The sequence below is a fragment of the Sphingomonas sp. NBWT7 genome, assembly GCF_014217605.1.
In the GTDB taxonomy this organism is placed as follows: domain Bacteria; phylum Pseudomonadota; class Alphaproteobacteria; order Sphingomonadales; family Sphingomonadaceae; genus Sphingomonas.
The window spans coordinates 172,363-186,166 of the sequence record NZ_CP043639.1; the positions used below are offsets into that span (position 1 = coordinate 172,363).

Below are 13,804 nucleotides of genomic sequence, written 5' to 3' on the forward strand. Positions count from 1 at the left end.
TGCTCTATGCAATCGTTGCGCCGCTTTCAATTTTGCACGGGCTGGGCGCGCGCCTATCATGGTCGCAACGGCTGACAGGAGAGCGATGTGACCGACCTCAACCACGGGCTCGGCGAGATGGCGGATGCGATCCGCGAGACGACGCGGCGCTTCGCGCTCGACCGGATCGAGCCGATCGCCGCGCGGATCGACGCGGAGGACGCCTTCGCGCGCGAGCTGTGGCCCGAAATGGGCGCGCTGGGGCTGCATGGCATCACCGTCGAAGAGGCGGACGGCGGGCTCGGGCTCGGCTATCTCGAACACCTCATTGCGTGTGAGGAGATCAGCCGGTCGTCCGCGTCGATCGGCCTTAGCTACGGCGCGCATTCCAACCTGTGCGTCAATCAGATCCGCCGCTGGGCCTCGCCCGAGCAGAAGGCGAAATATCTGCCCAAGCTGATCTCGGGCGAACATGTCGGCAGCCTCGCGATGTCGGAGGCGGGCGCCGGTTCGGACGTCGTGTCGATGAAGCTGCGCGCCGACAGGGTCGACGGCGGCTGGCGGCTCAACGGCACCAAATTCTGGATCACCAACGCGCCCGAAGCGGACACGCTGGTCGTCTATGCCAAGACCACGCCCGATGCGGGATCGCGCGGGATCACCGCGTTCCTGATCGAGAAGGGCTTCGCCGGCTTTTCGATCGGGCAGAGGATCGACAAGGTCGGCATGCGCGGATCGCCGACTGCCGAGCTGGTGTTCGACGATTGCTTCGTCGGCGACGAGCAGGTGATGGGGCCGCTCAACGGCGGTGTCCAGGTGCTGATGTCTGGCCTCGATTACGAGCGGGTGGTGCTGTCGGGCATCCAGCTGGGCATCATGCAGGCCTGCCTCGACGTCGTCCTGCCGTACGTGCGCGAGCGCAAGCAGTTCGGCCGCCCGATCGGCGAGTTTCAGCTGATGCAGGCCAAGGTCGCCGACATGTATGTCGCGCTCAGTTCGTCACGCGCCTATGTCTATGCCGTCGCCAAGGCGTGCGACGCAGGGCTGACGACGCGGTTCGACGCTGCCGGCTGCATTCTGCTCGCGTCGGAAAATGCGGTGAAGGTGGCGGGGGAGGCGATCCAGGCGCTCGGCGGCGCCGGCTATACCAAGGATTGGCCGGTCGAGCGCTACTGGCGCGACGCCAAGCTGCTCGACATCGGCGCGGGCACCAACGAGGTGCGGCGCATGCTGATCGGTCGCGAGCTGATCGGGCGCAACGCCGCAAGCGGGGAATGAGGCCACCGGCATGACCACGATCCAGACGCTCGTCGATACCGGTTCCGACACCTTTGCCGCCAACGCGGCGCACAACCGAGCGCTCGCCGATAGCCTGCGCGAAACGGTGGCGCGCACGGCGCTCGGCGGATCCGAGCAGCATCGTGCGCGTCACGTCGCGCGCGGCAAGCTGTTGCCGCGTGACCGTGTCGAGCGGCTGCTCGATCCCGGCTCGCCGTTCCTCGAGATCGGCGCACTCGCGGCGAACGGGATGTACGGCGACGCGGCGAACGCCGATGGCGCGCCGGGCGCGGGTATGATCGCAGGGATTGGCCGCGTGTCGGGCCGCGAGTGCATGATCGTCGCCAACGATCCGACGGTGAAGGGCGGGGCATACTTCCCGCTGACCGTGAAGAAGCACCTGCGCGCGCAGGAGATCGCGCGCGAGAACCGCCTGCCGTGCATCTACCTCGTCGATTCGGGCGGCGCCAACCTGCCGCACCAGGCGGAGGTGTTTCCCGATCGCGAGCATTTCGGCCGAATCTTTTTCAACCAGGCGCATATGTCGGCGGAGGGGATCGCACAGATCGCCTGCGTGATGGGCAGCTGCACCGCGGGCGGCGCCTATGTGCCCGCAATGTCTGACGAGACGGTGATCGTCCGCGATCAGGGCACGATCTTCCTCGCCGGGCCCCCGCTGGTGAAGGCGGCGACGGGCGAGGTGATTTCCGCCGAAGAGTTGGGCGGGGCGGAGACGCATGGGCGCCGGTCGGGTGTCGTCGATCACGTCGCCGAGAATGACGCGCACGCGCTGCTGATCGTGCGCGATATCGTCGCGACGCTCAATCGGCCGAAAGCGATCGACATCGAGGTCGCCGCGCCGCGCCCGCCCAAGCTGAACCCGCAGGATCTCTACGGCATCGTGCCGCAGGACGTGCGCGCGCCATACGACGTGCACGAGGTGATCGCACGGATCGTCGACGGGTCGGAGATGCACGAGTTCAAGCCGCTGTACGGCACGACGCTGGTGTGCGGCTTCGCGCGCATCTGGGGGATGCCGGTCGCGATCCTCGCCAACAACGGCGTGCTGTTCTCGGAAAGTGCGCTCAAGGGCGCGCATTTTATCGAACTCGCCTGCCAGCGCCGCGTGCCGCTGCTGTTTCTGCAGAACATCTCGGGCTTCATGGTCGGTGGCAAGTACGAGGCGGAAGGGATTGCGAAGAACGGCGCGAAGCTCGTTACGGCGGTGGCAACCGCGTCGGTGCCCAAGATCACGGTGCTGATCGGCGGCAGCTTCGGGGCGGGCAATTACGGCATGTGCGGGCGCGCCTACAGCCCGCGCTTCCTGTTCACCTGGCCCAATGCGCGCATCTCGGTGATGGGCGGGGAGCAGGCGGCGAGCGTGCTTGCGACGGTGCACCGCGATGCGGAGCGCTGGTCCGCCGACGAGGCGGAGGCGTTCAAGGCGCCGATCCGCCAGAAATACGAGGACGAGGGCAACCCGTACTATGCCACCGCGCGCCTCTGGGACGATGGTATCATCGATCCGGTGCAGACGCGCGACGTACTCGGCCTCGCCTATTCCGCGGTGCTCAACGCGCCGATCCCGCAAACGCCGAAGTTCGGCCTGTTCCGGATGTGATGGCCATGATCGAGAGCTTGCTGATCGCCAATCGCGGCGAGATTGCCCGTCGCATCATCCGTACTGCGCGGCGCCTCGGCATTCGCACGATCGCGGTCCATTCGGACGTCGACGCCGGCATGCCGTTCGTGCGCGAGGCGGACGATGCGGTCTGCATCGGCACCGCGCCCGCGACCGACAGCTACCTGCGGCAGGACCGGCTAATCGCCGCGGCGCGCGAGACGGGCGCGCAGGCCATTCACCCCGGCTACGGTTTCCTGTCGGAGAATGCCGAATTCGCCGAGGCAGTGATCGCCGCCGGGCTGATATGGGTCGGTGCGCCACCCGCCGCGATCCGCGCGATGGGGCTGAAGGACGCGGCAAAGGAGCGGATGATCGCCGCCGGCGTGCCCGTCACGCCGGGCTACCTCGGCGCCGACCAATCGCCCGCGCGGCTACAGGCGGAGGCGGATGCGATCGGTTATCCCGTGCTGATCAAGGCGGTAGCCGGCGGCGGCGGGAAGGGTATGCGCAAGGTCGATGCGCCAGCCCATTTCGCCGCGATGCTCGAGAGCTGCCAGCGCGAGGCCGCGGCGTCGTTCGGCAACACGCAGGTGCTGATCGAGAAGTACATCCTGTCGCCGCGCCATATCGAAGTGCAGGTGTTCGGCGACACGCACGGCAACGCCGTTCACCTGTTCGAACGCGACTGTTCGCTGCAGCGGCGGCATCAGAAGGTGATCGAGGAAGCGCCCGCGCCGGCGATGGATGCGGCGACGCGCGCGGCGGTCTGCGACGCGGCGGTCAAGGCGGCGCGCGCAGTCGATTATGTCGGGGCGGGCACGATCGAGTTCATCGCCGACGGATCGGACGGGCTGCGCGCCGATCGCATCTGGTTCATGGAAATGAACACCCGCCTCCAGGTCGAGCATCCGGTGACCGAGGCGATCACCGGGCAGGATCTCGTCGAATGGCAGCTGCGCGTCGCGAGCGGCGAGCCGCTGCCGAAGCGGCAGGAGGAACTGGCGATCGACGGCTGGGCGATGGAGGCACGGCTCTACGCCGAGAACCCCGCGACCGGCTTCCTCCCCTCGACCGGGCCGCTCGATCGGCTGCGCTTCCCCAAGGATGTGCGCGTCGACAGCGGCGTCGAGGAAGGGGGCGAGGTGACGCCCTACTACGATCCGATGATCGCCAAGCTGATCGTTCACAGCGCGACTCGGCGTGAGGCAGCGTCGCGGCTGGCGGCGGCGGCGCGCGGTACGCAGGTGTGGCCGGTGCGCACGAACGCCGCTTTTCTGGCGCGCGCCGCGTCGGATGCGGACTTCGTCGCGGAGCGGATCGATACTGGCTTCATCGAGCGACACGCCGATCGGCTGATCCCAGCCACCCAGCCCTCGCCACCGGTGCTGGCCGCCGCCGCCGCCGCGATCCTGCCGGCGGCGAGCGGCGATCCCTGGACCGACTTGCGCGGCTTTCGTGCCAATGCGCCGTCGGTAACGCGCGTCGAGGTCGAGGTGGGGGGCAAGCCCTATCTCGTCGACGTTGAGAGCGATCATTCCGCAGCGACGGTCGCCGACGGCGTCCTGTTCCTCGAAGGCGAGGCATGGCCGGTCGGGCCGCGCCGCGCGGATCACGTCGGCGGGGGCGGGGAAGGCGACGGCGCGATCCTGTCGCCGATGCCAGGCCGCGTCATCGCGGTGCTCGTTGCGGACGGGCAGACGGTGACCAAGGGCGAGCGGCTGCTGGTGCTCGAGGCGATGAAGATGGAGCAAGCGCTGGTTGCGCCCTTCGACGGTATCGTCGCCGACTTGAAAGCGAGCGAGGGGGCGCAGGTGGCTGAAGGAACGCTACTGGCGCGGGTCGAGCGCGCAGCCGAGGGTTAAGTTCATGCGGCGTTCAGCATTGACGACTACAAGTGTAGTCGTTACGAAGGACGTCGCCATGCGGGAGTATGTCATCACGATCGCGACCGCAACGCTGGCCGCCTGGCTGCTGCAGCAGGGCGCGCCGCCATCGACGGGCTTGCACCCTGCGGCGCGCACCGTCATCGCGGCGGGGTGACGATCAGTTTCCATCTCGCGCGCGCCGACAATGGCGTCATCGGGCGTGACGGCACACTGCCTTGGCACCTCCCCGCCGACCTGCGGCGCTTCAAGGCGCAGACGCTCGGCCGTGCGATGATCATGGGGCGCAAGACGTTCGACAGCTTTCCCGCGCCGTTGCCCGGCCGGCGGCATATCGTGCTGACGCGCGACGCAGCATGGCAGCGCACAGGCGCCGAGGTGGCGCATGCTCCGGCCGAAGCGATGGCGCTCGCGGGTGACGATGCCGCGGTGATCGGCGGCGCCGACATCTTCGCGCTGTTTCTGGCTAAGGCCGATCGAATCGAGCTGACCGAAATTCACGCTGCGCCAGATGGCGACACGATTGTGCCGCCCTTCACCGGCTGGCGCGAAATTTTCCGCGAAGATCATCCAGCCGAGGCGGAACGCCCGGCGTACAGTTTCGTGACACTGGTGCGCTGAACCGCGCGCCGCTATGCGCCGCTGCGATGGAGCGGCAGGCAATGATCAGGCTGAACGCGGGCGATGTGCTGCCGCTGGACTTGCGCGGCGGGATCGTCGCGCTCGGCAATTTCGACGGCTTCCACCTCGGCCATCAGGCGGTCGTCGGCCAGGCGATGACGCGCGCGCGGGCGGAAGGACGGCCGGCGCTGGTCGCGACCTTCGATCCGCATCCGATGCGTTATTTCAAGCCCGACACGCCGTGGTTCCGGCTGACGACGCTCGAACAGCGCGCCGCATTGATGCAGGCAGCCGAGATCGACGCGATGATCGTGTTCGAGTTCGACGATCGTCTCGCCGGGCTCGACGCGGACGCCTTCGTCACGGAGCGGCTGATCGGGCAGCTCGGCGTCGCCGGCGTCGTGACGGGGGCGGATTTCACCTACGGCAAGGCGCGTTCCGGTGACGTAGCGAGCCTCGCGGCGCTCGGCCGCCATCACGGCTTCTCGACCGACACGGTGGGTGCGGTGAGGCTGGATGGCGAGACGGTGTCGTCGACGCGCATCCGCGCCGCGCTGCGCGAGGGGCGACCGCGCGATGCCGCGCGGCTGCTCTCGCGTCCGTTCACGATCGCCGGCGAGGTGCGCCACGGCGACAAGCTCGGGCGCGAGATCGGCTATCCCACCGCCAACGTCGATCTCGGCAACTATCTTCGCCCCGCCTACGGCATCTACGCGGTTCGTGTGGCGCTCGCCGATGGACGCGTGATCGACGGGGCGGCCAATCTCGGGATCCGGCCGAGTTTCGATCCGCCCAAGGAGCTGCTCGAGCCGTATCTGTTCGACTTTTCCGAGAACCTCTACGGCCAGACGATTGAGGTGGCGCTGATCGACTTTCTGCGGCCTGAAGCAAAGTTCGACAGCCTCGATGCGCTGAAGGCGCAGATGGCCGCGGATTGCGATCGGGCGCGGGCGTTGCTGGCGGAGTGACGCTCGGCTAAGGGCGCGAGCCTCTATGGCCGACGAAACCCCCTCCGCATCCGCGCCCGTTCAGAAGGATTGGCGCGACACCGTCTTCCTGCCGAAGACCGACTTCCCGATGAAGGCGGGCCTGCCGCAGAAGGAGCCCGCGATCCTGGAGCGCTGGCAGCGGCTGGGTCTGTACCAGCGGCTGCGCGAGCAGCGCGCCGATCGTGAGACGTTCGTCCTCCACGACGGCCCGCCCTATGCCAATGGCGACATGCATATCGGCCACGCGCTGAACCATATCCTGAAGGACATGGTCGTGCGCACGCAGACGCTGCTCGGCAAGAACGCGCCGTACGTGCCCGGCTGGGACTGCCACGGCTTGCCGATCGAGTGGAAGGTCGAAGAGGAATATCGCAAGAAGAAGCTGAACAAGGACGAGGTGCCGGCGGCGGAATTCCGCGCCGAATGCCGCGCCTATGCGCAGAAGTGGGTCGACACCCAGCGCGAGCAGTTGAAGCGGCTCGGGATTAACGGCGATTGGGACAAGCCGTACCTGACGATGGACTTCTTGGCGGAGGCAACGATCGTCGCCGAGCTGATGAAATTCGCCGAGACGGGCCAGCTGTATCGCGGCGCCAAGCCGGTGATGTGGAGTCCGGTCGAGAAGACCGCGCTGGCCGAGGCCGAGGTCGAATATGAGGACGTGGTGTCGACGCAGATCGACGTCGCGTTCGAGATCGTCGAGGCGCCGAACGCGCCGGATCTGGTTGGCGCGCATGCGGTGATCTGGACCACGACGCCCTGGACGATCCCGGTGAACCAGGCGCTCGCCTACGGCCCGGAGGTGGAATACGTCCTCGCGCGGTTCGACGACATGGTGATCGAACCGCGCACATTGCTCGTTGCGCGCGATCTGATCGAGAGCTTCGGCGCACGCATCGGCCATCCGGTGGTGATGAAGGTCGGCGACGAAGCCGGCACCGTCACCGCACTGGCGATGATCACCGGCGACAAGCTCAAGGGTGCGGTCGCGCGTCATCCGATGCACGCGCTGGGCGGCTTCTTCGCCAGGCCGCGCCCGTTCCTCGCCGGCGATTTCGTCACCACCGATGCCGGCACCGGGCTCGTCCACATGGCGCCAGATCACGGCGAGGACGATTTCGAGCTGTGCAAGGCGCACGGCATCGATCCGGTGTTCGCGGTCGATGCGGCAGGCATGTACCGGCCTGACTGGGCGTGGCTCGGCGGGCAGGGCAGCGTCATCAACAAGAAGTTCGTCGCCGCCGATGGCCCGATCTGCACCGACCTGCGCGAAGCCGGCGCACTGGTCGGGGCGAGCGACGACTTCAAGCACAGCTATCCGCATTCCTGGCGCTCGAAGGCGAAGGTGATCTTCCGTTGCACGCCGCAGTGGTTCATTGCCGTCGACAAGCCGATCGAGGGTGGCGACACGCTGCGGCAGAAGGCGGTGGCCGCGATCGCCGCGACGCGCTTCGTGCCCGAGAAGGGCCGCAACCGCATCGGCGCCATGGTCGAGGGGCGGCCGGACTGGGTGATCAGCCGGCAGCGCGCCTGGGGCGTGCCGATCGCTTTGTTCGTCCATCGTGCGACGGGCGAATTGCTGGTCGACCCGGCGGTTAATGCACGCATTGTCGAGGCCTTTCGCAAGAAGGGTGTCGATGCCTGGACCGACGAGGCAATGGCTGGCTTCCTAGGCGGGGGACGCGATCCGGCGGATTACGAGCGGGTTACCGACATTCTCGACGTGTGGTTCGATTCGGGCTGCACCCATGCCTTCGTGCTGGAAAGCGGGCGCTGGCCGGAGCTTAGGTGGCCGGCGGACCTGTACCTCGAAGGGTCCGACCAGCATCGCGGCTGGTTCCAGTCCTCGCTGCTGGAAAGCTGCGGCACGCGCGGACGCGCACCGTACGACGCGGTGCTGACGCACGGCTTCACGATGGACGCCAAGGGCATGAAGATGTCCAAGAGTCTCGGCAACACGATCAACCCGCTTGATCTGATGCGCGATTATGGCGCGGACATCCTTCGGCTGTGGGCGCTGTCGGTGGATTTCACCGAGGATCACCGCATCGGCAAGGAGATCCTTGCCGGCGTCGCGGACCAGTATCGCAAGCTGCGCAACACGTTCCGCTATCTGCTCGGCGCGCTCGACGGGTTCGACGAAAGCGAGAAGCTGCCGGTCGCCGAGTGGCCCGAGCTGGAGCGGTATATGCTCCACCTCGTCCATGCGTTCGACCAGCAGCTTCGCCGCGCGATTGCCGATTACGACTTCAACGGCTACGTCCGCCTGCTGAGCGATTTCGCCAACGAGGATCTGTCGGCGTTCTTCTTCGATATCCGGAAGGATTCGCTTTATTGCGACGCCCCGGACGACGTGAAGCGCCGGGCCTATCGCACGATGCTCGACGTGCTGTTCCACGCGATGGTGCGCTGGGCGGCGCCGGTGCTGGTCTTCACTGCCGAGGAAGTGTGGCAATCGCGCTTCCCCGATGAAGACAGCTCGGTGCATTTCCTCGACTGGCCCGAACTGCCGGCGGAAGCGGGCGAGAACGTCAGCGCCCGCTGGCTCGAAGTGCGCCGCCTGCGCGAGCGCGTGACCGAGGCGATCGAGCCGCTACGCCGCGAAAAGGTGGTGCGCTCCAGCCTGGAAGCCGACGTGACCGTCACCGACACGCCGTTGCCGGTCGACCAGTTGGCCGAGGCGTTCATCGTGGCGAAGGTATCGCCGGGCGATGAGGTGACGGTGAGCCGGACCGATTATCACAAGTGCGGGCGCTGCTGGCGGCTGCTGCCCGAGGTGGTTGAGGATACCGCGCTGTGCGGCCGCTGCGCTGCCGTCGTCGGCGAGGCGGCGGCGTGACGCGTGGTGCACCCGTTGCGGGGCTCGCCGCGGCGGCGGCGGTGTTCGTGCTCGACCAGCTTAGCAAATGGCTCGTCACCGGGCCGCTGGGGATCGACTTCCTTGGCGCCTCGCGTGAGATCGTGTCGTTCTTCGACCTGCGTTTCGTGCAGAACATGGGCGTCAGCCTGGGGCTGCTACGCGCGGAAAGCGATGTCGCGCGCTGGGCGCTCGTCGCGATGACGGCCGCGATCGCCGTCGCCGTCACATGGTGGATGTGGCGCGAGGAGAAGGCGGCCGACAAGCTGGCGCTCGGCCTGGTGCTGGGCGGCGCGCTCGGTAATATCCTCGATCGCGTGCGTCTGGGCTATGTGGTCGATTTCGCCGACCTGCATTTCGGCGAGTGGCGGCCGTTCCTCGTCTTCAATGTGGCGGATGCGGCGATCACGATCGGCGTGCTCATTCTGCTGGTGCGCGCGCTGCTGATTCGCGATAAGCCCGCGCAACAGCCGGCACAGACGGTTTCGGAGAATGTGAATGCGTAAGGTGGTGGCGCTTGGAGCAGCCGCGGCGGCGATGCTCATGTCGGCAACGTTGGCGGGGTGCGCGAGCAGCGGGCTCGACCGCGATCGGCCCGACGAGTTCGCGGTGGCGCGTCAGCCCTCGCTGATCATCCCGCCCGATTTCGCGCTGGTGCCGCCGACGCCGGGCGCTGCGCGCGTTCAGTCGGTGACGGGCGCGCAGGCGCAGACGCTCGAGGCGCTGTTCGGCTCCGCACCGCGCAGCGCGAGCGAGGCCGCGGTCGTCCAGTCGGCCGGAGGCGCGACCGCAGATCCGGGCATCCGCTCGTCGGCGGGCGACCCCAGCACCAACGTCGTCGACAAGGGGCAGACGACGCGCGACATCATCGCCGCGCCGGAAGGCGATGGGCAGGACGCGCGCGCCAACGCGCCGAAGTAAGCGTCCAATCCGATCCGACGGCCGCTAGCGGCGGTCAGTCGGGCCGCGGGCGCAGGTTCGACTGGTAGATGTGCCAGCGCTGCTGCGCTGCGGTCGCGCCGTCGATGGCGGCGGTGCGATGAAGCACCACGTCGCCCTTGAGTGTGGCCGGGCGACCGTCACGCAAGGTGGCAGCCACACTTACGGGAACCGTGACGTAGCGCTGGCCGGCACCGCTATCGACGCGGCCGGGCGTTCCGATATCCGCGCGATAGTCTACGAATTTGGCGAAACTCGCGGCGAAGTCGGCGGCCGACATGCCAGAGGCTGCGCCGTCACGTTCCCACAGGTGCCACGCCGTTCGATAATCCCCGCGGTTAATCGCGCTGAAATAGGCCTGTGTTACTGCGACTGCCGCCGCGACATCCTGCCCGCCGCTTTCCTGCGCATTCTTATCTGCAATGGTCGCACCCGCTACGCGCCCCGCGGCGTCGGCACTATTCGACGACCGCTCGGTCGACGTGACGCGATCATCGGTATCGGGCAGGGCGGCAGACGTAGATGGTGCCGATTTCGCCGACGGTCTCGCGGCGGGGCGCTCCGTCACCGCATCGTTGCCGCCCGGCGCCGGGGGAGAACAAGCCGTCACGGCCACCGCCGCCAGCGCGACAATACCGCGGCGCCTGTCGGCTTTCACGAGTTGGCGGTCACGGATTGATCGCCACCTCGTCGGTGTCGCTCAGATCCTCGTCGTCATCGATCGAGCCATCCTCGAACGCTTCCTGCGCATCATCCTCGCCGATGTCGTCCTCGTCCTGCTCGGCGTCGTCGTCCTGCTCGGCGACCTCGCTGTCGGCCATTAGCAGTTCGTCCTCCTGCTCGTCGTCGGCATCGTCGACGTCGAGATCGGGATCAAGATCGGTGATGATCGTGCCGTCGCTCGGGCCGTCGCGCGTCGCTTCGAGGATCTCAGCGCGCTGGCTCTCATCATAGCCGTCCTCGTCGAAGCCGTCGTCGCCCGAACCGTGGCTCGTTACCTGATGGCCGCCCATGATCGTTTCTCCTGATTGCCGATGCGGAACGGCCATCGCCGCTTGCCGGTTCCGGGGCTGTGCGGTGACGCGGGTCGGTTGAGGAAAGGGTGAAGCGACGGGGAAGGTCTGCGTCGAAAGCCTTCCCGGTTAGGCTTGTACCGGCTGCCGACGCCCATTAGTGTGTTATACGATACGTACACCTTGAGCACGGAGTTGCCGCCATGATCGTGAAGTTTGCCGCCGTCGCCGCGATCGCGCTGTCGCTCGTCGCGTGCAGCAAGAACGACGGGGAGGGCACGACGGTGTCGATCAACGGCGGCAACGGCACGGCGCTGGTCGATGGCGACAGCGGCGAGGTGACGGTCGACACGCCCCTGTTCAAGGGCGCGATCAAGCTGCCGAAGATTACCATGACGGCCGACAATTTCGATCTGAACGGCGTTCATCTTTATCCGGGATCGAAGATCGGCTCGGTCAATGTCGATGCCGGCAAGGACGGCGGCGAAGGATCGGGTGGTGTAGTGCGCGTGCGGTTCGACAGCCCGGCCAGCGCCGAGAAGGTACGCGACTGGTTCCGGGGCGAGTTCGAGAAGGCGGGGACCAGCGTTACGGTCAACGGCAACAGCCTGTCGGGGCAAGCCGAGGACGAGCGGTTCCGCATCGATCTGCAGCCTGCCGGCGAGCGCGCGAGCGGCGTCGTGACGATCAACGGCTAGGCAACAGGGGGCCGGGCACGGCATCAAGGGGGACGCGCGACGCTGGCGGGGGCAGTGCGCTGCGCTTATGTAGCGCAGCAACCCACTGTTCGATCGAAGGCGTATGTGATGCTCGATACCCAGATGGCCGCCGTGCCGACCCTAAGCCTCGCCGATCAGGCACGCGATCCCGAGCGGTTCGCCGCTGACCTGGGCGGATCGTTTCGTCGCTTCGGCTTCGCAGTGGTCGCCGATCACGGCGTGCCGCACGATCTGATTTCGCGCGCCTGGGCCGAGACGGAAGCGCTGTTCGCGCTGCCGAAAGAGGAGAAGCGCGGGTATTTCGTCGAGGGCGCCGGCGGGGCGCGCGGCTACACGCCGTTCAAGACCGAGATCGCCAAGGACGCAAAGCACGTCGATCTGAAGGAATTCTGGCACGTCGGGCGCGAGTTGCCGGCTGGCCATCGCTTCGCGGGATCGATGGCGCCGAATATCTGGCCGGAACGCCCGGAAGGTTTCAAGGACACATTTCTCGAGCTGTTCAAGGCGTTCGACACCGCGGGCGACCGGCTGTTGTCTGCGATCGCGACGCATCTCGGCCTGGCCACCGACTGGTTCGATCCGGCGGTGCGCGACGGCAATTCGGTGCTGCGGCTGCTGCATTATCCGCCGATCCCGGTCGATGCGGAGGGGGTGCGCGCCGGGGCGCATGAGGACATCAACCTCATCACGCTACTGCTCGGCGCGGAGGAGGCGGGTCTCGAACTGCTCGACCGCGATTCGGGCAAGTGGCTCGCGGTAAAGCCGCCGGCGGGCGCGATGGTCGTCAACGTCGGCGACATGCTGCAACGGCTGACCAACCACGTACTACCGTCGACCACGCACCGCGTCGTCAATCCGCCGCCCGAGCGGCGCGGGCACTCGCGTTACTCGATGCCGTTCTTCCTGCATCCGGCGCCCGATTTCCTGATCGAGACGCTGCCGCAGACGATCACACCGGATAATCCCAACCGCTATCCGACCCCGATCACCGCACACGATTACCTGCACGAACGACTGGTGGAAATCGGCCTGATCAAGAAGTGACCCGTCACGCTGCCCGGCACGCTGCCCGCCACGATCAATGCGGCGGGCAGCGCGGTAGTGTTCAGCGACTGGCGAGGAAGGAGCCGAGATCCTTCGGCGTTGCGGCATTCGCTGCCGCCGTCAGCTGCGCATCGCTGCGCGGCGCCGGCGTGTCGGGCACGTAGGACAGATCGGTCACTTCGACGGTTGCGCCCATTTCGGTCGCCGCGAACAGTTTCTTGGCAAATTCGGTCGGCACGCGAATGCAGCCGTGCGAGGCGGGGAAGCCGGGATTGCGGCCAGCATGGATCGCCACGCCGTCCCATGTCAGCCGCTGCATGAACGGCATCGGCGCGTTGTCGTACAGGTTCGAATGGTGCATCTGCTTCTTCTGCAGGATGGTGAAGAGGCCAACAGGGGTCTCGTTGCCTTCCTTGCCGGTCGAAACGGTCGACACCGCGACGAGCTGATCGGCGCGATAGACATAGGCCTTCTGATCGGGAATACTGATCAGAATGCTGACCGGGCCCGCCGCGGCGTCCTCTTCCCAGAGGTACTTCCCCGGCGTGAGGGTAGCTGCAGCATCGACGAGAGCAACGCTGGTGCCGACCGCGCTCTTGGCGAATGCTGGCGTGGCGGTGAGGGCTGTCATCGCGAGGACAGCCGGCGTCAATGCACGAATCAGGCGCATGATCCAGACCCCTTACTATAAATACTCGATCCGGCTTTTCGGATCTTGACAGGCACAACGGATGATCGCGGGTTTGGTGCCATTGCGACGAATCGCGCCGGATCTGCGACGTACCAAGCAAGCGACGGGCCAGATGCCCGCAATGGTTGAGGAACGTTCACCATTTCGCTGGTATGAGGGGCCAAGCG

13 protein-coding genes are annotated in these 13,804 nt (G+C 66.9%); 10 read left to right on the top strand and 3 right to left on the bottom strand.

Translation table 11 applies throughout. From position 1 onward, the window contains the following. Positions 1–117: 117 nt before the first annotated feature. From F1C10_RS00805 to F1C10_RS00840, 8 genes are all read left to right on the top strand, one after another. Positions 118–1,257, top strand: coding sequence for an acyl-CoA dehydrogenase family protein (locus F1C10_RS00805; protein ID WP_185209991.1), 1,140 nt, complete (start codon positions 118–120; stop codon positions 1,255–1,257). A 10-nt stretch (positions 1,258–1,267) separates the two neighbouring features. Continuing rightward, the gene (locus F1C10_RS00810; RefSeq protein WP_185207962.1) at positions 1,268–2,878 is read left to right on the top strand and encodes a carboxyl transferase domain-containing protein; all 1,611 of its coding nucleotides are present in this window, start codon (positions 1,268–1,270) and stop codon (positions 2,876–2,878) included. A gap of 5 nt (positions 2,879–2,883) precedes the next feature. Then, complete coding sequence (locus F1C10_RS00815) at positions 2,884–4,743, top strand: biotin carboxylase N-terminal domain-containing protein (protein ID WP_185207963.1); 1,860 nt, start codon at positions 2,884–2,886, stop codon at positions 4,741–4,743. Positions 4,744–4,917: 174 nt separating this feature from the next. After that, a complete protein-coding gene (locus F1C10_RS00820; protein ID WP_185207965.1) occupies positions 4,918–5,385 on the top strand; it encodes a dihydrofolate reductase in 468 nt (155 codons plus the stop codon). A gap of 41 nt (positions 5,386–5,426) precedes the next feature. Next, positions 5,427–6,353: a bifunctional riboflavin kinase/FAD synthetase gene (locus tag F1C10_RS00825; protein ID WP_185207967.1), complete on the top strand. Its 927-nt coding sequence runs from the start codon at positions 5,427–5,429 to the stop codon at positions 6,351–6,353. A 25-nt stretch (positions 6,354–6,378) separates the two neighbouring features. Further along, positions 6,379–9,213: an isoleucine--tRNA ligase gene (gene ileS, locus F1C10_RS00830; protein WP_185207969.1), complete on the top strand. Its 2,835-nt coding sequence runs from the start codon at positions 6,379–6,381 to the stop codon at positions 9,211–9,213. Next, positions 9,210–9,737, top strand: a complete 528-nt coding sequence (lspA, locus tag F1C10_RS00835) for a signal peptidase II (protein WP_185207971.1) — start codon at positions 9,210–9,212, stop codon at positions 9,735–9,737. The genes ileS and lspA overlap by 4 nt, the downstream gene beginning before the upstream one ends. Next, positions 9,730–10,152 (top strand): DUF3035 domain-containing protein, encoded by a 423-nt coding sequence (locus F1C10_RS00840; protein WP_185207972.1) that lies wholly within the window; start codon positions 9,730–9,732, stop codon positions 10,150–10,152. The genes lspA and F1C10_RS00840 overlap by 8 nt, the downstream gene beginning before the upstream one ends. 34 nt (positions 10,153–10,186) lie before the next feature. Here F1C10_RS00840 and F1C10_RS00845 read toward each other — a convergent pair whose 3' ends face one another. Both F1C10_RS00845 and F1C10_RS00850 read right to left on the bottom strand, forming a co-directional pair. Further along, positions 10,187–10,828: a hypothetical protein gene (locus F1C10_RS00845; protein ID WP_219729771.1), complete on the bottom strand. Its 642-nt coding sequence runs from the start codon at positions 10,826–10,828 to the stop codon at positions 10,187–10,189. Positions 10,829–10,838: 10 nt separating this feature from the next. Then, complete coding sequence (locus F1C10_RS00850; protein ID WP_185209992.1) at positions 10,839–11,183, bottom strand: DNA primase; 345 nt, start codon at positions 11,181–11,183, stop codon at positions 10,839–10,841. A 203-nt stretch (positions 11,184–11,386) separates the two neighbouring features. Between F1C10_RS00850 and F1C10_RS00855 the strand changes: the two genes are divergently transcribed. Beyond that, positions 11,387–11,881, top strand: coding sequence for a hypothetical protein (locus tag F1C10_RS00855; protein WP_185207976.1), 495 nt, complete (start codon positions 11,387–11,389; stop codon positions 11,879–11,881). Between the two features lie 108 nt (positions 11,882–11,989). Next, positions 11,990–12,946: an isopenicillin N synthase family oxygenase gene (locus F1C10_RS00860; protein ID WP_185207977.1), complete on the top strand. Its 957-nt coding sequence runs from the start codon at positions 11,990–11,992 to the stop codon at positions 12,944–12,946. Between the two features lie 61 nt (positions 12,947–13,007). Here F1C10_RS00860 and F1C10_RS00865 read toward each other — a convergent pair whose 3' ends face one another. Further along, positions 13,008–13,616: a L,D-transpeptidase family protein gene (locus tag F1C10_RS00865; protein WP_185207979.1), complete on the bottom strand. Its 609-nt coding sequence runs from the start codon at positions 13,614–13,616 to the stop codon at positions 13,008–13,010. Positions 13,617–13,804 lie beyond the last annotated feature (188 nt).

Excerpts from the sequence above, each read along its gene's own strand:
- F1C10_RS00850 (WP_185209992.1), bottom strand. The coding sequence starts at position 11,183 with ATGGGCGGCCATCAGGTAACGAGCCACGGTTCGGGCGACGACGGCTTC.
- F1C10_RS00860 (WP_185207977.1), top strand. The coding sequence starts at position 11,990 with ATGCTCGATACCCAGATGGCCGCCGTGCCGACCCTAAGCCTCGCCGAT.
- ileS (WP_185207969.1), top strand. The coding sequence starts at position 6,379 with ATGGCCGACGAAACCCCCTCCGCATCCGCGCCCGTTCAGAAGGATTGG.
- F1C10_RS00840 (WP_185207972.1), top strand. The coding sequence starts at position 9,730 with ATGCGTAAGGTGGTGGCGCTTGGAGCAGCCGCGGCGGCGATGCTCATG.
- F1C10_RS00810 (WP_185207962.1), top strand. The coding sequence starts at position 1,268 with ATGACCACGATCCAGACGCTCGTCGATACCGGTTCCGACACCTTTGCC.
- F1C10_RS00855 (WP_185207976.1), top strand. The coding sequence starts at position 11,387 with ATGATCGTGAAGTTTGCCGCCGTCGCCGCGATCGCGCTGTCGCTCGTC.
- F1C10_RS00865 (WP_185207979.1), bottom strand. The coding sequence starts at position 13,616 with ATGCGCCTGATTCGTGCATTGACGCCGGCTGTCCTCGCGATGACAGCC.
- F1C10_RS00805 (WP_185209991.1), top strand. The coding sequence starts at position 118 with ATGGCGGATGCGATCCGCGAGACGACGCGGCGCTTCGCGCTCGACCGG.
- F1C10_RS00815 (WP_185207963.1), top strand. The coding sequence starts at position 2,884 with ATGATCGAGAGCTTGCTGATCGCCAATCGCGGCGAGATTGCCCGTCGC.
- F1C10_RS00825 (WP_185207967.1), top strand. The coding sequence starts at position 5,427 with ATGATCAGGCTGAACGCGGGCGATGTGCTGCCGCTGGACTTGCGCGGC.